This is a genomic window from Vibrio sp. ABG19 (assembly GCF_029962385.1).
Classification (GTDB): domain Bacteria; phylum Pseudomonadota; class Gammaproteobacteria; order Enterobacterales; family Vibrionaceae; genus Vibrio; species Vibrio ostreae.
Genome location: NZ_CP071708.1, coordinates 2,560,323 through 2,578,506, shown reverse-complemented (window position 1 = coordinate 2,578,506; position 18,184 = coordinate 2,560,323). Strand labels below are relative to the sequence as shown.

The window sequence follows — 18,184 nt, the reverse complement described above, 5'->3', positions numbered from 1 at the left end:
TGCACCGACAAAATTGCCAAAGCCACTCTTCGGAGTGGCTTTTTCATATCTGCTATTTTCTCCTGACCGTTGCACCTTTTACGTCATCGACACGTAGAAAACTTTGAAACCAGACTTCGCCTGAGTGGCTTTACTAAGGAGGTCTACCATGACCATGCAACGCCACTGCTATTATGCTCTGATTCACCAAGGTATCGAAACCCTGCTGCACGAGCGATTCGGAGCCAGCGACAATAGTGCCTACCATCAAACCTTACGTGACATGACCGGTAAGTCGAGCTGTTTTAACTTGTCCGATGACGAGTTGGAGCAACTGGTCGAAAACCTGAGCAATGAAGGCTACTTGCACAACGCTCAAGCACTCTCCTGCCAGTTGTAACCAAGCGCAAACGCCGACAAATTTGTTTCAAATTATCATTTAATGTTTAGCTGGCGGTCTTAATTCGTTAGACTGTCAGCAAGCTACTATTCGGACGTATCGACACCATGAAACAATTGCTCGACTTTATCCCACTGATCATCTTTTTTGCCCTGTTCAAGTTCTATGACATCTATGTCGCCACCGGCGCACTTATTGCCGCAACGGCAGTGCAGATAGTGGTGACTTACTTCCTGTTTAAGAAAGTGGAAAAAATGCAGATCATCACCTTTTTGTTGGTGGCGGTTTTTGGTGGCATGACCATCTTCCTGCACGATGATAACTTCATCAAATGGAAAGTAACTATTGTCTACATGATTTTCGCGCTGGGACTGACGATCAGCCATTTAATGGGCAAATCAGCGATTAAAGGCATGCTGGGCAAAGAAATTACTCTGCCGGAAGCGGTATGGAGCAAGGTAAACTGGGCCTGGGTGGGTTTCTTCTCTGTGTGTGCGGTCCTCAATATTTACATCGCGTACCAGCTGCCGCTCGACACCTGGGTCAACTTTAAAGTGTTCGGCCTGCTGGCGGCGACTTTTGCTTACACTCTGCTGACCGGTGTCTATATTTATAAGCACCTGCCTAAAGAGCAGAACAACTCTGGCGAGTAAAACAGCAAACAGTGCCCGAAAGGTGAATCACTGATACTTTTGTTGTTATAATTCCTATTATTGTTGTTACAGCGACCTATACGGTCGCTGTTTTGTTTATTGCGGATATCAAGAATGAATCAGGAAGTACACTCACCGAAGGGCCAGATGCTGCTCAGAACCCTGGCAATGCCAGCCGATACCAACGCAAACGGCGATATTTTTGGTGGCTGGATTATGTCTCAGCTCGATTTGGCCGGCGGCATTCTGGCCAAAGAAATCTCCTGCGGACGCATCGTTACTGTGTCGGTGTCGAGCATTACCTTTAAGAAACCGGTCCGGGTGGGCGACGTCGTCTGTTGCTACGGCGAATGCACCAAAATAGGCCGTACATCGATGTCAATTAATCTGGAAGTATGGGTAAAACCTGTCAAAGAAAACGGAGTATTGGACCGTTTTCAAGTCTGCGAAGCGACGTTTAACTACGTGGCCATTGATGCCGATGGCCGTCCACGTCCGATTAAGCCAGGCAAATAATCAAAAAATCTGTTTTTTGCCCTTTAAAACTCAATCTGTTTCAGTACATTAGTATCTCTGACCTAATTTAGGTATACACTTACCGATAAGCAACTTATAAGGAAATTAATATGTGGTACGTCATCTTCTCACAAGATGTTGAAAACTCGCTGGAGAAACGTATGAGTGTTCGCCCGGCTCACCTTGAGCGACTGACAACTCTCCAGGATGAAGGCCGCTTGTTAACAGCAGGTCCGATGCCAGCGATCGATTCAGATAATCCCGGTGAGGCAGGATTCACGGGGTCAACTGTGATCGCAGAGTTCAATTCACTGGATGACGCCAAAGCCTGGGCAGATGCAGATCCTTATGTAACTGCCGGTGTTTATGCTAACGTTATCGTGAAACCATTCAAAAAAGTATTCTGATATGAAAAAATCATCCTTTGGTCTGGCGCTGATCGGCCTGGCGTTACTGGCCGGTTGCAGCTCGACGGCTGAACGTGAAAAAAATCTGGAACTGCTGGCCGCGAATCGCGCCAGTATTCTGAGTGCAGAGTTGCCACTTGAACTCGGTCCGCTGAATATTATGCGTGCCAGCTCCACAGGCAGTATGATTGAGATGATGATGGTCTATAACATCGACCATCCGAAAGCCAAACCGGCCAGCCAGGTGCTGCAAAACAGCATTCACAGCTTCTGCAATGACAAAGACATCCGTGCCAATCTGGATGTTGGGCTAAGCTACCGGATTAAGATGCGCAATACGCGCGGTCAGCTGATGATTGACCAAATGGTGACTGAAAAAGATTGCCCATAGAATACAGGAGGCCTGAGCCTCCTGTTTTTTTATCTGTCGGTTAACGTATTTGCAGGTTAACCATCAAAGCTTAAAGCGGCTGATGGTCGAGACGATCTGCTGGTTGACCTGAGTGATGTCACTCATACCCGCCAGAGTGCGTGAGCCAATCTCATCCAGCTCGGTGACAATCTGGTTGAGCTCGTTCATACTCTCGCTGACACCATGCGTGACGCTGCTCTGTTCCTCCGCTGCGGTCGCAATCTGAGTGCTGAGGTCGTTGATGTCGTCAATGTAGCTTGCCATTGTTTCCAGGCTCTCAGCGACGTTCTGTGAACTGCTGGCCGTGTCGTGACAACGCTGCTTGGTTTTACTCATTGCATCAACCACAACCTGGTTGCCCTGCAATAAACGGCCAATCGCATTCTCGATTTCCTGGGTACTGTCTTTGGTGCGGTTAGCCAGATTGCGCACTTCATCCGCAACTACGGCAAAACCACGCCCCTGCTCACCAGCTCGCGCCGCTTCTATGGCCGCATTCAGCGCCAGCAGATTGGTTTGTTCTGCAATTTCGCCAATCACAGTCAGAACCGAATGAATACTCTGAGTTTCTTCACTCATGCTGCGCACACTGTCGACCGTCATGTCCACGTCTTTAATCAGTGCATCCACAGTCGCCAGTGAACGAGCCATAATCTGACGTGACTCAACACTGGTATGGTTAGCCTGCTGGGTAATATTGGACGTGTTGGCGGCGTCCGACGCGGTTGAACCGGCGGTCGCATTCATTTCTTCCAGCGCGGTGACGATCTGCTCAGTCTCAACAACGTGATGGCGCAGCTTGTCGGCGTTACGCTGTGACAATGTCTCGACCGAACCGACGTTCGACTGCAGCATTTGTGAAGCCTGCTTGATCTCCAGCATCATACTTTGTAACTGGCTGATGAAGTTGTTCACACCCTGAGCTATCTGGCCAAGCTCATCTTGTGATTTCACCTCAAGACGTTGGGTCAAATCGCCATTGCCGCTCGACAGGCTGTGGATGGTCTGTTTGAGCGATAAAATCGGACGGTACAGCATCTGAATCACCAGATAAGCAATCAACACGCTGACCAGGGTAACGACCAGGCCTATCACAATCGCAGAGTGCTTAGAGTCGGTAAGATTGGCAAAAGCGATACCCTTACTTTGCCCAATCACAAAGTACCAGTTTTTATTAGCCACTTTAATCTGGCTTGAGTAAAAGATTTTGTCTTCACCGTTCAGTTGGTAGTCCTGCACGCTGTGCTCAGAACCAATAATGCTCTTAGCTGCACCTTTAAACCAGTCGCTTTCCAGAGTCTTGTCACCGGGTTTTAGTGCGCTATTTTGTGAAGACGCAAGCACCGTACCATCATGGTTGATGATCATGGCAGCACTGCCGGCCAGATCGGTCGATTGTTCCACCAGCTTGTTGAGAAAACCCAGTTTCATGTCGACACCCAACATGCCATCCTGAGTTCGCTGCACAATACTGACCCAGTAAGTGTTCGGATCAGCGGAATCCGGATACGGATCCGTCAGTGAAGGGGTCGTCGACTGACGTCCTTCCTTGTAGTAACTCATGGTGCGAATATCACCATTGAATTTATGTCCGGGCCATGCATCGGTAATCTGGTTCCAGTAGGCATCACCGTTGGATTCAAAGCCGATAAAAGAGCTGCCGGTCGCCAGCGTGGTGGCAAACAGCTCGGTCAGATCGATGTAATCCTGCGCCGAATTACCCGGATAAGGCTGATCTTTATACAGCTCGCCTATTCCTTTCACCGCCGTGATTTTTTCCTGAATGAAGGTCTGCACCAGGTTGGCTTTATCCTGGGTGTAGATCTCGCCGCTGCGAGTGATCATTGCACTAATCACTTCCGATTCCTTCAGGTAGGAGATGGTACTGGATATCGCGACTGATGCCGCGACCAAGGCCATGACCGAAACAAGAAGGATTTGTTTAAGTCCGAATGATTTTGTCATATTACTGCTTTCCCTAAGAGTGCTGAACAGTGGAAATACTCCTTATCCACCATGTGTCATATTATCGTTGCTTTATTGACCTTGGCAGAATAGCATTCGTTACCGCCATATTGAATAACAAAAGGTGGCTTCAATGAGGCCTCTCGCTTTTTTTTGTAACACGGTGACTCCCTCACACGACAGATTAGGTGTATACAGACCAAAGTCCGCTCACTGAACACCCTCACCGTAAAATGAACCCTCGCTTTGATATTCAACTTGTTTATTAAAATAATTCATGGTGAACTACTCCTACTTTAAGTTTATTTAGATTAAATAGACGTCTAGATGTTTACACACCTATAGAAACGGCGTAAATTCAAAAATATAATTCCAAGTTGGACTAGGCAACTCATGATAGAACTCAAGCACCTGCGTACACTGGTATCACTGCGGGACACTGGTTCGCTGACTTCCACGGCTACAGCGCTGCATTTAACCCAGTCTGCCCTATCGCATCAGATTAAAGATCTCGAAGCACGCATCGGCGGACAGCTGTTTCTGCGTAAGACCCGTCCGGTACGCTTTACCTCCGAAGGAGAAATCTTACTTAAGCTGGCCGATGAGGTACTCCCTAAACTCGCCAAAGCAGAAAATGAGCTGGCCAGTCTGAAAGAAGATGTGAACGGACGCCTGCACATGGCGATCGAATGCCACTCTTGTTTTCAGTGGCTGATGCCTGCTTTGCGTGAATATCAGATTGCCTGGCCAAGTGTGGCACTGGATTTCTCATCCGGTTTCGGCTTTGAACCTCTGCCAGCCTTGCTGGCCGGTGAGTTGGACCTGGTGATTACTTCCGATATTCTGCCGCGTTCCGAAGTGCATTATGAGCCGCTGTTCGATTTCGAAATGCGTTTGGTGACGGCAACCAATCATCCGCTGGCGGAAAAAGAGTTCATTACACCACAAGATTTAGCCGGACAAACCATGCTCAGCTATCCGGTGCAAAAACAGCGCCTCGACGTGGTGAAACATTTTCTGCAGCCAGCAGGTATTGAGCCGGCCAAATGGAAACAAGCCGATAATACGCTGATGCTGGTTCAGATGGTCTCGGCCGGACTTGGCGTGGCGGCATTACCAAACTGGGCCATCAGTGAGTTTTCGCGCCAAGGTTTGGTTACCAGTAAACCACTTGGTAAAGGACTATGGCGTCGCTTGTTTGCCGCAACCCGTAACAGTGAGAAAGATAAACGTTATCTGCAGGCCTTTTTTGCGACTGCCCGTCAGCAATGCAAAAGCCACCTTGATGGCATCAAGATGGCCTGACTGGATACATTTGCCAATGGGCCTGCTCTTAAGCAGGCCCATTGATTGACTCGCTGCCCTAGCTAGTGCCGGCACATTTAAACTGATTGGTCAGCGGATCGTACTGAAATCCGAGAGCGCTCAGTTTGTCGACCACATGATCCACATCCATTTCATAAGTGGTCACCAACTCATCAAGGCTGTCACATTCAAGACGTAACTTTTCATTGACGATTCCCAACAGAATGGCACTGTCTAACTTACCGGCATTACTCAAATCCATCATGGTGCTCCTCAGGTTACAGAACGATAGGACGTGCAGACCTGCAAGTCGGCTTCAACCAGGTTAATTGGTCATGTCATACAACGCCCTTTCTCCGTATAAGCTTAGAACGAAATCCCGACCTGCGGGGTGAATTTACCCCCCTGACGGAGAGCAGAGTGACGCAGCAAAAACAAAAAGCGCCCAAAGGCGCTTTCTCAATATCTCTCACTTTTCATCCAGGCCCCTATTACATCAGGTAAAGGCCGTGGAAACCGGTCGATGCCGCAAGAATCATAACCTGAGCCACAGCAAGCTGCACTTTATCAACCGTCTTTGACATCATGATGTGCCAACTCCAGACTATGATACCGGCAACCAACAGTGCAAAACTGACAAGCAATGGCTGAGTCATGGCATACAAGCTGTCACTATCGAGACTGTGCGCATAAGGCACGATGCATAACGTGGTTAACATGGCAGAAAGAATACCAGCCACGGGCAGAATACGATGGAAAGCCTGTAAACGAGTTCGGGCAATGGTCATCAGCAGGTGACCGAACATCGCCCCCAATAGCGCAACCATGGTCAGCAGAGATAATGCAGCCGACCAGCTGTGCGCGTCTCCCAGCAAAATTGCCACGTAAGCAATCGCCAGTCCATCAGCCAGATACAGCACCCACATCGGCCCGCTGTCACGGGTTTTCTTGGTCTGAACCTGAGAATAAAAATAGAAAAGCGCAGCAACAATCATAAAGGCTTCGATTTTAATTGAAGTGACAGCCAACCAGAGTACAGCAATGGCCGGTAGTACTTTATGAATGCGTCCGCGCTGTCCGGGGCAGATATCCCCTTTAACTAAAACCAGCGTCAGCAAAATTTGTGCACCCAGTAACATAGGCGCAAACACAGTGAGTAGTGAATACAACATAAACCCAACCATCAATGGCGTAAAATCTGGCGCTGATGATATCAAAACCAGCCCTGTCGTGCCTACTGTTGACTGCTTTTGGTTGGTAATTCATCGGCCCTATTGACGGCCCGGCCATTAGCCGCACAGTTTAAGCCGAACCATTGCAATATAAATATTTACCCTCTTGGCGCTATACCGCTATAGAGACGCAGCGCCAAACATAATTTTAAATCATTAATTGCCGTCGTCACATGGAGATTCGTGTTGAGTTGAGCTTTAATAGAAGCACAGATTTCAGGTACACTATCATGTTGTAGCACAAATAAATTGTGTTATAAGCTAGGCAGTAGTCCGGTATTGAGCCTTTAACTTGTTGTCTTGCAGGAATAAACCATTTGTCTACAGCCACTTTAAGCAGTTATCGTCTGTCCAGAATAAAAAAAGCCCGGTTCTACACTGGCTTACTCTTTATTGTCCTGACACTGTCTTCCTTTGTTGCCGCCTACCAATGGGTTACCTATCAATTAGCCGAACAAGCCAGAGCTGAAATCCGTAATGTGATTGAACAAATAGACCAGTTGTTTATCCAGTTGGATAAGATAAGCCGAGATATCAGCGCATACCCGGATCAGGATTGTGCCTCGCTGCAGCCAGTTTTGTTACGCGAAATGCTCAAAATCCCCGGCGGACTCTCGGCGACAAAAAGTCAGCCTCAAGGCTACTGTCATTCAATGCAAGGTAGCCTGGCTGCACTACCTTTGACCATGCAGGGACCTTCGATTGAACTCACAAACGGTATGCTCGAAGCTGAATCTGTACTGTATCGGACTGATGGAATGTTGTACGAGGTTTCCGAGCGCTACTTTCTGTCCCTGCTCGATATTAATCCGGCCTTTATTAAACCTTCGCTACTGATCAATCACAGGAGTGTACTGAGCCTGGATCAAAACAGCGCTCTGGTCAGAGGAGGAATACTCAAGTCGAATCTCTACGACTATAGTTTGCAGTTCAACTACGACAGCAACATGTATCACTGGCGGATAATCAAGCAGGTAACTTACTATCTGCTGATCCCTCTGATGCTGTATGTGTTTGCCAGTTTCAGGATCTATCGTTTTTTGTGTCAGCCGGCATGGCTGGCCGGAGAGCTGGCTTCGGGCATCGCCCACCAACAATTTAAACCTTACATCCAGCCTATTTTTGATAGTGGCGGGCGCATGGTGGGCGGTGAAATTCTGGTGCGCTGGCACCACCCGACGCGTGGAATTGTTGGTCCGTACGAGTTCATTTCTATTATCGAACGTGGCGGGCTGTCACAAAAGCTGACCGAGGCGCTGCTCGAACAGACTGCGACGCATCTTGCCCCGGTAGCCAAACAGCTTCCGGACAATTTCCATATCGCATTCAACATCAGCGCCGAGCAGTTAATCAACGATAAAATCGTCCAAAGCTGCCAGCGTTTTCGCCAGCTGATGAATGCCCCGCATATCAACCTGGTGCTGGAACTGACTGAACGTGAGCAGGCCTTTCAGGTAGCCGAGGTCATGGACACCTACCAGGTCCTGAAAAATGAACATGTCCGCATCTCAATTGATGATTTCGGTACCGGCCATTCGAGTCTGCTCTATCTGCAGATGTTTCAGGCCGATTACCTGAAAATAGACAAGAGTTTTATCGACTTGATTGGTGAGAATGAGTTGTCCAATCACATTGTCAATAACGTACTGGATCTCGCCCGGCGCCTGAATATCCCGACGGTTGCCGAAGGAGTGGAACGTAACGACCAGCTGGACTACCTCACTGTGCATGGTGTCGATTATTTCCAGGGTTACCTGTTCAGTAAGCCGGTAAGCATGGAAACCTTTATTGAACATTACTGCGCTGAACAGGCGAGTGAGACAAAACCACTACATGACGATATTTAAATCGACCGGGATCAGGAAGAGGTATTTTCGGGTGCATCCGGTATGGATGCCTGGTTGTGCCTCACCTTGAGAAGCATGAAAAATCCGCATGCAGCTCTTTTGGCCCGGGTCGGCTGTTCCCAGGCTGAACTGGCGACACTAACCTCAATAATCTATTGTCCTCTCCCTGCCCTATCTAATCCTCAGACAATGCGAACTGCACCGCCTGTTCAGCGTGAATGCGGGTCGTATCGTACAACGGAACCGCTGTATGCGCTTGCTGTACCAACAGCGCGATTTCCGTACACCCCAAAATCACTGCTTGCGCGCCCCGGCGCTGCAAATCCTCGATAACCGTCAGATACTGCTGACGCGAATCGGAATTTATTTTACCCAGACACAACTCCTGATATATCACCTGATGGACGATGTCACGTTGTTCTGCATCAGGAATTAATACATCAATAGCAAAATTGTCGCGCAACCGGCCGCGATAGAAATCCTGTTCCATAGTAAAACGGGTACCGAGCAGCCCTACCCGGCTGACACCATCTTTGATCAACTGCTGCGCCGTAGCATCCGCAATATGCAGGATCGGGATATCGATATGGGCTTCAATTTCAGCGGCGACTTTATGCATCGTATTGGTGCAGATCAGTAAGAAATCGGCTCCGCCCGCCTGAACCGACATCGCCGCCTCGGTCAACAGTTGTGCCGTCTCCGACCACTTCCCCTGATGCTGAAGTTTTTCAATCGGATCAAAATTAACACTATGCAGGCAAATTTTGGCAGAGTTCAGTCCGCCCAGCCGCTCTTTCACTCCCTGATTGATTGCGCTGTAGTAACTGACCGTGGATTCCCAACTCATGCCACCTAACATACCGATGGTTTTCATCTCCCTTTCCTCTCCTGACGTAGTCGCTTGCAAATAGAAACAGCGAAATTAAAGTAAAACAACGAATTTAAAGTAAAAACAACGAAATTTGCGGGAACCAGACTAACAGGCACAGGCCAAGAATTGAAACCAGCAAGAACGGAATCACCCCTCTGGCGATAGAAGCAAGTGAGCAGTTGGTGATATTAGCAGCCACAAACAGGTTGATACCAACCGGTGGCGTAATCAGCCCAATCGACAACGCTGTCATCAGCAGGACACCGAACCAGGTCAAATCAATATTCAGCTCACGTACCACAGGCAAAAAAATCGGCAGGGTGATATACATGATAGTCACCGCGTCCATAAACATACCCACTGTCAGCAAAATAGCCAGAATCACAAATAAAATCATCTGGGGATTTTCGCTGATGGTCAGCATCACTTCGGAGTAATCAATCACCAGCCCGTCTATCTCAATCACCCAGCCAAACAGGCCGGCAAAGGCGACCACGATCATCACTACCGCAGATGAACACGCGGAATGGGCAAATGCGACATAAATCTGTTTGAGATTAATGGTGCGATAAATCAGGCTGCCGACAATAATGGCATACACAGAAGCAATGATGGCGGCTTCGGTCGGGGTAAATATACCGCCGTAAATGCCGCCGAGAATCAGTACCGGCGTAAATAAGCCCCAAAAAGCGTGGGTAAACGCCTGGTAAAGACGCTGAAGATAAGTACCTTCCTGATTGTTGGCAACACGCAGTGAAATGGCCTGATCCGCCTCTGAATCTGCCTGATAATGGCGCGACAACGGCAACATGAGCAGCATCAAGCAGCCCAGCAGAATACCCGGCACTATCGTGGCCAGAAACAAATCACTGATCGACGTCTCGGCAATCACACCGTAAATGACCAGCCCGATCGAAGGCGGAATGATCAGCGATAACGCGGCTCCGGTCGATACCAGCCCAGCGGCAAACGGTTTACTGTAGCCGTCTTCGACCATGCCTTTAATAATAAGCGGACCTATAGCAGCAACAGAAGCCGGACCGGAACCGCTCACCGACCCCCAGAACAGACACACAACCGTACCAACCAACCCCATATTGCCGGGCAGTTTTTCAACCAGTACCCGGAAAAACAGAATCATCCTTTCGGCAATACCGCTGATGCCCATGATGTTGCCGGCCAGAATGAAAAAGGGAATCGCCAGCAAGGTATACTTTGAGCTGCTGGCAATGACTAAATCGGCCACCATATCGAGGCCGAAGTCCATCTGCCACATGGCAAACAACGCAGACAGCCCTAAACAAAACGCCACTGGCACACCAAAGATGATCAGAGCGAAGAACAAAATGATCATCTGGCTCCCAACAGATATATCCACAACTACCACCTTATTTTTTTAATTCGTATGCCGCTTTAACTGGGTAAACAACCACTCAATCTGACGAATGATCATCAGAACAAACGCCAGAGGCAGGATGGTTGTGTAGTACCAGGCTTTAATCTGAAGTGCACTGGTGAGAGTTTGCGATTGGTATTGGTTCATCAACAGATCGACCATGTAATACAGCATCACCACCAGGGTAAACACAATCGCGCCGCTAATAGCGACCTGAAGCAGCTTGCGAACACTTGGAGTGACTTTATCGATCAGAAAATCAACCGAAAGCAGTTGGCTGCGCTTAATGGCAATAGCGGTACCAAACAGAGTCAGGGCCACCATACCGTTGATGACAATCTCTTGAGTTGAAGCTAAGGAATAGTTGGTAAAGGTACGCACGATGACATTAGCAAAACCCAGCACCAGCATAACCACGAAAATCATTACGCAGATGGTTTCTTCTAATTGCCGCCATGCTTTGTTGAACAGTGTGGCTGTAGTCATTTTATATTTTTAATCGAGTATGAATGAGTGTGAAAGACTTGCATGGAGTGGGATGACAGGGCCTGTTGAACAGCTGAGACAAGGCTCAGGCAGGCAGATCGCGGGTTCAACAGCCCCTGCAGGCTAATTAGCCCTCAAATAAGCCGACAATATCTGTACCGACTTTTTCTTTCCACTTATTGTAAGAAGGTTTGGTTTTTTGACGGAACGCGTCGATCTGCTCCGGCGTCAGCTCCATCACCTGCATATTGTTGTCACGCAGCACCTGAACACCATCGGCGGTTTTCTGGCGAGAAATCTCTCTTTGATATTGCATCGCTTCTTGCGCCGCCTTGGATACTTTCTGCTGCGTCTCTGCATCCAGGCTGTCCCAGACTTTGCGGCTTACCGCCAGGAAAATCGGGTCATAAGAGTAGTGCCACAAGGTGATGTTGTTCTGAATTTCATACAAACGCTGCGGAACAATAATCGCGCCTACCGGGTTTTCCTGACCATCCACAACCCCCTGCTGCAGAGCCGGGAAAGTTTCAGCCCACTGGATTTGTTGCGGGTTAGCGCCCAAATCCGTAAACACATCAATATACATAGGGCCGGCAACACGCACTGACATACCTTGCAGATCGTCCGGCGATTTCACCGCTTTCACGCTGTTGGTCAGTTCGCGAAAACCATTCTCACCCCAGGCCAGAATAATAATATTTTTATCCAGCGCGATTTGTTCGATCTTTTTACCGCCCGGGCCATTAATCGCGTCATCGACAGCTTTATAGTCATCAAATAAGTAAGGCAGCGAGAATACTGCCATTTCCGGAATTAACGGCGTCACGTTAATAGCAGAAGTCAGGACAAAATCGATTTTGTTTGCACCCAGCATTTCTGCCTGCTTGATTTGATCACCACCGGTCAGGACCGAGTTCGGAAAAATGCGCACCTTCATATCACCGTCAGTTACTTCAGAAAGCAACTCGTTAAACTTTTCCGCTCCTTCCTGCCAGGTCGTGGTATTCGAAACGTTGTGTGATAAACGGTAGGTCTTAGCCTGGACAGAAAAACCAATCGTTGAGCAGGCAAATAAAATGCAGAAGCATTTTATGGCAAGGCGTGAATACATAATAACATCCCTATTATTGAGCTTTTTAATATTAAATTAATGGTAATAATGAGGTATTTTCGATAGATAAGGATATAAGTGTCAATCAGGGAACCTGAATTCTGTGAAGTAATATAACTTGTAAATCAAACTGTTAAAGCAATCAAAACTTATATTATGTTGCCTTTATTCTGAAATCAAAAACAACATTGTATACAAATTTAGATTGGTGATATTTAAATTTGCAAATGAAGCAATAAGCCCGTATTTATATCGAAATTCTCTATGCAACTCCCAGCCGGGTTCAAATGGGAAAACCGGACCCTATCTGTACGCACAGCAGACACCGTTAGCGCACGATATCTTCATTGCATCACACCTTTATTGCGTAACACACGGTTAAATCAAACAATGACTACCCTGCATTATCTATTTGGTTTAATGTATAACGCCTTTTCACGCAGTTCGCTCTGCTCTGATAGCTGAGTAAAAAAGACCCCAACCCAGTATGAATATCGTCAGCGTTGATAGCAGTAACCAGTATATTTATCTTAATTTAGCCCAGGCTTACGAAGCAGAATTTTCGCAGATCATGCAAAAGAAACCGGATGAGCACGGACGTTTCGGCCTCGACACCGAAATAGGCGGTGTGGTCAGCGGTTATCTGCTTTTTATCAACGGAATCCCGGCCGGTCATTGTGCGATTGCCGAAGAAACAGACGGCCATTTTGAAGTGTGTGACTTTTATGTGGTGCCCTACTTCCGTGGCCGGCAGACCGGCCAGCGTTTTATCACCAAGTTGTTCGAAGACTTGGGGGGGCGCTGGGAAATAAAACAGGTCGCAGGAGCCGAGCACGCCATTCATTTCTGGCGTAAAGTGATCAGCCACTATACGCGTGGCCACTTTACAGAAGATGTATTCGATGACCCGAAATGGGGTATGGTTACCCGCCAGCGTTTTGATCATCAGCAGTCATTCACTGCTCACAGCGAACACTCAGACGCGGCACTGGTGTGATTCGCATTTCTTCTATACCCAAACAACTTGGAGTTGCAGGTAGGCGGCAAATGAGTGAATCCCCATGAGCATAGAGACACTATGTGATTGGGGTGAATGAATGCAGCCAACACCGCTGCAGCTTCAAGTAGGAAGGGTATACATAGTTCTGACACAGTGATGGCGCAATTTGCTAATACCCGTATTACTCTTTAAGCAATTTATTGTTATTTTATCTTCCATATTGATAATTTAAGGAATAAGCCATGAAAACTGCACTGACTGCCATCACTCTGGCTCTGCTGCTAAGCGGCTGCGCAGAAACCTGGAAAGGCGTGAAACAAGACTCTTCTACTATCTGGAATGAGACCAAAGAAGCGACTCAGGCCGGGGTACAAAACACGAAAGAAGCCATTCACGAAGCCACCGAATAACCTCGACAGCCGGTAATCCAATACCGGCTTTTTATTGTCGGTAATTGCTGATCTGACATTCACTCAATAGTGTCTCACATCGCTCACCACTCATGGCGTCATGTTGTGCACTCGGCCTACCCAGCCACATCACCAGCTCGCACCAAAATGACTCTTTTTCACCTTGGTGGTGCAAATTCAACGCATTATGGTTCTCTGCTCAAAATATCAACCCAAGCCACAATCTCGCAATGTGTGCAAATGGTACAGTTATCCGTGCGACTAGTGTCCCTTGCGCACAGTGCAAACCGAAGTGGGGACTGCTTACGGGTTTTGGCACAAATGTTGTTTTGAATCGGGAGTTAAACATCAATTCAAGGAATGAATGTTATGAATACGACAAGTGATTATCCGTTAAGTGCTGTACCCGCCGACCAGCGTAAGGGAATGTGGTCAATGATGTCAGTATTGCTCGGCTTTACCTTTTTTACTTCCACTATGTGGGCCGGCGGTACACTGGGCAGCGCGTTTAGTTTTTATGAGATGTTGGCCATCATTCTGATTGGCAACGCTTTACTGGGCATCTACGCGGCGGCCCTGGCTTATATTGCCTGCAAGACTGGTCTCAATACCGTGTTACTCGGACGCTACAGCTTCGGCTTGAATGGCAGTAAGCTGTCCGATTTTGTGCTCGGCTTCACCCAGATAGGCTGGTATGCATGGGGTACAGCAACGATCGCTTTAATTCTGGTCAAGCTGCTCGAGCTGCCAGAATCCTGGACCGTACCGTTGATGGTTGTGTTTGGTTTTGGCTTTTGTATCAGTGCTTCCATCGGCTACAAAGCGCTGGAGCTGCTATCAAAAATTTCTGTACCGGCGATGCTGTTTTTCATTGGCCTGAGTTTTTACAAAGGTTTGATCGATGTCGGCGGCATCGGTGAACTCATCAGCAAGCAACCAAGCGACAGCATGCCGGTAGCCGCAGCCATTACTCTGGTGTTTGGCACTTTTGTCAGCGGCGGCACTCAGGCCACCAACTGGAGCCGTTTTGCCAAAAACGGCAAGGTCGCCGTGCTCACGACCCTGGCCGCTTTCTTTGTCGGTAACGGCCTGATGGTGTTTGTCGGCGCATTCGGCGCATCGATTTATCAGCAGTCGGACATTGTCGATGTTCTGGTGTCACAAGGCTTCATGCTGGCTGCAGTATTGATGCTGTTTACCAATATCTGGACCACTCAGGACAACACTATTTATAACTTTGCGGCGGCAGGCTGTAACATTCTGCGCACCGACAAACGTCGCCTCATCACCTGGATTGGCGCCGCTATCGGTACCGCTATGGCGATCATGGGGATGTATAATATGCTGATCCCTTTCCTGATCCTGCTCGGTACCTTTATCCCGCCGATTGGCGCCATCATCATGACCGATTTCTGGGTCAAATACCGTACGCAAATGCCGGATTTAGCCACCGCTAACCTGCCAAAATACAATTGGTCAGGTCTTTTGGCTTACGCTATCGGCTCCGGCTGCGCTTATTTCTCGCCTTGGGTCGCACCGCTGATCGGCATTCTGGTCTCCGCCGCAAGCTATACCCTTTTGTTGTCGCTGTCGGGAGCTAAACAACGCGCGATGCAGAGTGCACAGTAAGATGGTCACCATTGAGTCATTAGCGTGTATTCCCGGTCTGGAGCCTTTGCAGCTCCGGGCCGGGCAACAAAGCCGGCACAATATCATCCGCTGGCCCTACGTCGCAGAAAATGCAGATATCAAAGACTGGATCGAAGGCGGCGAGCTTATCTTCGTGACCGGTTTAAACTGGAACTGGCAAGCCAATGATTTTATCCAGCTGATTACGACTGCAAAAGCGAGAAATGCCAGCGGTCTGGTACTGCTGACTCACTCTCCTTATTTGGATGAGATACCACACAACGTTTTGGCATTCGCCGACCAGTGCGGCTTTCCCGTGATTGAGCAGCCATGGGCACTGCCCATGGTCAAAGTCACCGAACTGCTGTCGAATGCGATCATCATGACCGATCTGCAACACAAGTCGACCCGCTGGCTGATTCAACACCTGCTGGAATCGGCCGTGCCATCAGACATGACGTTGCTCAAAGCCAGCGAGCACGGCATAGAGGTTAACAGAATCTGGTCTGTAGCGGTCATTAACCCGGCTTCGAATCAGACCAGCGATCTGATACGCAGCCAGCATTTAATCAGCCAGTTCCTGGCTGATTTTAGCGGCGCTCTCCCCGTACTCGAATATCACCAGGGCTGGCTGGCGTGCCTGCCACTTACCTCAAACAGCCCCGACACTCTTACGGTGTGGCAGCAACTGGCACAGTATCTTGCCCGTCAGGGGATTGATTGCCATCTTGGCCTGAGCGAAGCCAGAACGCTGCGCAGCCTGCGTCAGGCGGTGTTACAAGCGCGGCAAAGTGCCGATTTCAGTGCCGCCCATCAGGGGTATCCGGTAGTCCACTATAACAGCCTTGGCATCGCGCAAATTTTCAGTCGCCTTGAGGACCCGCAATTTCTGGCTGACTTTTGCAAGCAACACTTGGGCGGACTGTATGGCGATCAAGACAAACAGAATCAGTTACTCAAACACACGCTAAGCTGCTATCTCGACCACCTGGGATCGCTGCGCCAAACCGCCGCTCACCTCAATATTCATCGTAATACGCTCAGCAACCGGCTAAGTAAGATAGAGCAACTAACCGATCTGAGCCTCAACAATGCCCAGCAAAGGTTGAGTATCCAATCCGCACTGATCGCAGAACGTCTGCTGTTTTCATCGGCAACCAATACGCAGCCATCGGCTGACAAATTGCACTTTTGAAGGAAGGAACCATGATTATTATTAACGCCAGCCTGAGAGGCAAACAAGGACTGTACAGCTTAGAATGTGAACAGGGCCAGTTTACCGCTATCACACCGCAATCAGGCATGATCAGTGACGCCCGTGCTGAGATTGATGCGGCAGGTAACCTACTGTGCGCCCCTTTCGTTGAACCTCATATTCACCTGGACGCAGTACTGACCGCCGGGCAACCCAACTGGAACATGAGCGGAACGCTGTTTGAAGGCATTGAGCGCTGGGCGGAACGTAAGCCGATGCTGAGCCGGGAAGATGTGCAGTCGCGGGTACTGAAAACCATGGAACTGCTCCTAGAAAATGGCATTCAGCATATTCGTACGCACGTCGATGTGACGGACCCTGATTTAGTGGCTCTGAAGGCCATTAACGAATTACGCCCGCAGCTGGCGCCTTTTATTGATTTGCAAATCGTGGCCTTTCCGCAGGAGGGAATCCTGTCCTACCCTAACGGCACCGAGTTGATGGAAAAAGCCCTTGAACACGGTGCGGATGTTATCGGTGGTATTCCCCATTTTGAATTCACGCGCGAATATGGCGTGCAGTCGGTGAAATGGTTAATGGATCTGGCGCAAAAACACGACAAACTGGTTGATGTGCATTGTGATGAAATCGATGATGAAGCATCACGTTTCCTCGAAGTGTTGGCAACCGTGGCACTGGAAAAAAATATGGGCGAACGGGTCACCGCCAGTCACACCACGGCCATGCACTCTTACAACAACGCATACTGCTCTAAGCTATTCCGCCTGCTCAAGAAATCAAAGATTAACTTTATTTCCTGTCCGACAGAAAGCATCCACTTACAAGGTCGCTTTGATACCTATCCGAAACGACGCGGCATCACACGGGTAAAAGAAATTCGCGCGGCCGGTATGAACATCTGTTTTGGCGAAGATTCCATTCAGGATCCCTGGTATCCGGTCGGAAACGGTAAGCTGCTACGTGTACTCGATTCCGGGCTGCATTCCTGCCATATGATGGGCTATGAAGACCTGGCAACCGCGCTGGATTTAATCACCGATAACGGCGCCAAAGCGCTGCATATCTCAGATCGCTACGGTATTGAGGTGGGTAAACCGGCCAACTTTATTGTCCTGCAAGGCAGCAATGATGTAGAAGTGATTCAGAAACAGGGGGAGGTGCTGTATTCGGTGCGTTACGGTGAGATCCTGATTGCCCGCCAACCGGCCACATTGCTCAGCCGAGTATCTCTGACTTCATCATAGCTCACGATACCATCATGATATTGCCTTGCGAGCCAGCTGCGTCGCTCACCACTAGGATTACTCGTCGTTGTGACAGTGAATTTTACTGGTGATGAACTGTTGTGT

At 48.8% G+C, this 18,184-nt stretch carries 19 protein-coding genes; 12 read left to right on the top strand and 7 right to left on the bottom strand.

Annotation, left to right across the window (positions count from 1 at the left end; genetic code table 11):
- Positions 1-148 precede the first annotated feature (148 nt).
- From J0X00_RS17985 to J0X00_RS17965, 5 genes are all read left to right on the top strand, one after another.
- Positions 149-379: a phage protein GemA/Gp16 family protein gene (locus J0X00_RS17985; RefSeq protein ID WP_136484108.1), complete on the top strand. Its 231-nt coding sequence runs from the start codon at positions 149-151 to the stop codon at positions 377-379.
- 107 nt (positions 380-486) lie between these two features.
- Positions 487-1,032: a septation protein A gene (locus tag J0X00_RS17980; protein WP_136484109.1), complete on the top strand. Its 546-nt coding sequence runs from the start codon at positions 487-489 to the stop codon at positions 1,030-1,032.
- Positions 1,033-1,146: 114 nt separating this feature from the next.
- Positions 1,147-1,548 carry an acyl-CoA thioester hydrolase YciA gene (gene yciA / locus J0X00_RS17975; RefSeq protein WP_136484110.1) on the top strand — a complete coding sequence of 134 codons (402 nt, stop codon included), beginning with the start codon at positions 1,147-1,149 and terminating at the stop codon, positions 1,546-1,548.
- A 110-nt stretch (positions 1,549-1,658) separates the two neighbouring features.
- Positions 1,659-1,955, top strand: coding sequence for a YciI family protein (locus tag J0X00_RS17970; RefSeq protein ID WP_136484111.1), 297 nt, complete (start codon positions 1,659-1,661; stop codon positions 1,953-1,955).
- Between the two features lies 1 nt (position 1,956).
- Entirely contained in the window at positions 1,957-2,346 is a 390-nt protein-coding gene (locus J0X00_RS17965; protein WP_282477378.1) for a GspS/AspS pilotin family protein, read from the top strand.
- A 63-nt stretch (positions 2,347-2,409) separates the two neighbouring features.
- Here the strand turns inward: J0X00_RS17965 and J0X00_RS17960 are convergent, their stop codons facing one another.
- Positions 2,410-4,332: a methyl-accepting chemotaxis protein gene (locus tag J0X00_RS17960; protein ID WP_282477377.1), complete on the bottom strand. Its 1,923-nt coding sequence runs from the start codon at positions 4,330-4,332 to the stop codon at positions 2,410-2,412.
- Between the two features lie 393 nt (positions 4,333-4,725).
- Here J0X00_RS17960 and metR point away from each other — a divergent pair, with 393 nt between their 5' ends.
- A complete protein-coding gene (metR, locus tag J0X00_RS17955) occupies positions 4,726-5,637 on the top strand; it encodes an HTH-type transcriptional regulator MetR (protein ID WP_136484114.1) in 912 nt (303 codons plus the stop codon).
- Positions 5,638-5,695: 58 nt separating this feature from the next.
- On the opposite strand, the gene J0X00_RS17950 is transcribed toward metR, so the two are convergent.
- Together J0X00_RS17950 and J0X00_RS17945 are read right to left on the bottom strand one after the other, a co-directional pair.
- Positions 5,696-5,899: a DUF4250 domain-containing protein gene (locus J0X00_RS17950; RefSeq protein ID WP_218563428.1), complete on the bottom strand. Its 204-nt coding sequence runs from the start codon at positions 5,897-5,899 to the stop codon at positions 5,696-5,698.
- A gap of 229 nt (positions 5,900-6,128) precedes the next feature.
- Positions 6,129-6,809, bottom strand: a complete 681-nt coding sequence (locus J0X00_RS17945; RefSeq protein WP_282477376.1) for a hypothetical protein — start codon at positions 6,807-6,809, stop codon at positions 6,129-6,131.
- Positions 6,810-7,186: 377 nt separating this feature from the next.
- On the opposite strand from J0X00_RS17945, the gene J0X00_RS17940 reads away from it, so the two are divergent.
- Positions 7,187-8,716, top strand: a complete 1,530-nt coding sequence (locus tag J0X00_RS17940; RefSeq protein WP_136484117.1) for an EAL domain-containing protein — start codon at positions 7,187-7,189, stop codon at positions 8,714-8,716.
- A 175-nt stretch (positions 8,717-8,891) separates the two neighbouring features.
- On the opposite strand, the gene J0X00_RS17935 is transcribed toward J0X00_RS17940, so the two are convergent.
- The 4 genes from J0X00_RS17935 to J0X00_RS17920 form a co-directional block, all read right to left on the bottom strand.
- Complete coding sequence (locus tag J0X00_RS17935) at positions 8,892-9,590, bottom strand: aspartate/glutamate racemase family protein (RefSeq protein WP_218563237.1); 699 nt, start codon at positions 9,588-9,590, stop codon at positions 8,892-8,894.
- A gap of 67 nt (positions 9,591-9,657) precedes the next feature.
- Positions 9,658-10,965, bottom strand: a complete 1,308-nt coding sequence (locus J0X00_RS17930) for a TRAP transporter large permease (protein ID WP_282477375.1) — start codon at positions 10,963-10,965, stop codon at positions 9,658-9,660.
- An 18-nt stretch (positions 10,966-10,983) separates the two neighbouring features.
- Positions 10,984-11,469 carry a TRAP transporter small permease subunit gene (locus tag J0X00_RS17925; RefSeq protein ID WP_218563238.1) on the bottom strand — a complete coding sequence of 162 codons (486 nt, stop codon included), beginning with the start codon at positions 11,467-11,469 and terminating at the stop codon, positions 10,984-10,986.
- A gap of 127 nt (positions 11,470-11,596) precedes the next feature.
- Positions 11,597-12,580, bottom strand: coding sequence for a DctP family TRAP transporter solute-binding subunit (locus tag J0X00_RS17920; protein ID WP_282477374.1), 984 nt, complete (start codon positions 12,578-12,580; stop codon positions 11,597-11,599).
- 487 nt (positions 12,581-13,067) lie between these two features.
- Here J0X00_RS17920 and J0X00_RS17915 point away from each other — a divergent pair, with 487 nt between their 5' ends.
- From J0X00_RS17915 to codA, 5 genes are all read left to right on the top strand, one after another.
- Positions 13,068-13,577, top strand: a complete 510-nt coding sequence (locus J0X00_RS17915) for a GNAT family N-acetyltransferase (protein WP_282477373.1) — start codon at positions 13,068-13,070, stop codon at positions 13,575-13,577.
- A gap of 245 nt (positions 13,578-13,822) precedes the next feature.
- Entirely contained in the window at positions 13,823-13,990 is a 168-nt protein-coding gene (locus tag J0X00_RS17910) for an entericidin EcnAB (protein WP_206208391.1), read from the top strand.
- Between the two features lie 369 nt (positions 13,991-14,359).
- Complete coding sequence (gene codB, locus J0X00_RS17905) at positions 14,360-15,619, top strand: cytosine permease (RefSeq protein WP_282477372.1); 1,260 nt, start codon at positions 14,360-14,362, stop codon at positions 15,617-15,619.
- Entirely contained in the window at positions 15,609-16,814 is a 1,206-nt protein-coding gene (locus J0X00_RS17900; RefSeq protein ID WP_282477371.1) for a PucR family transcriptional regulator, read from the top strand. Before codB ends, J0X00_RS17900 begins: the two co-directional genes overlap by 11 nt.
- Positions 16,815-16,825: 11 nt before the next feature.
- A complete protein-coding gene (gene codA / locus J0X00_RS17895) occupies positions 16,826-18,079 on the top strand; it encodes a cytosine deaminase (protein ID WP_282477370.1) in 1,254 nt (417 codons plus the stop codon).
- The last annotated feature ends 105 nt before the right edge of the window (positions 18,080-18,184 follow it).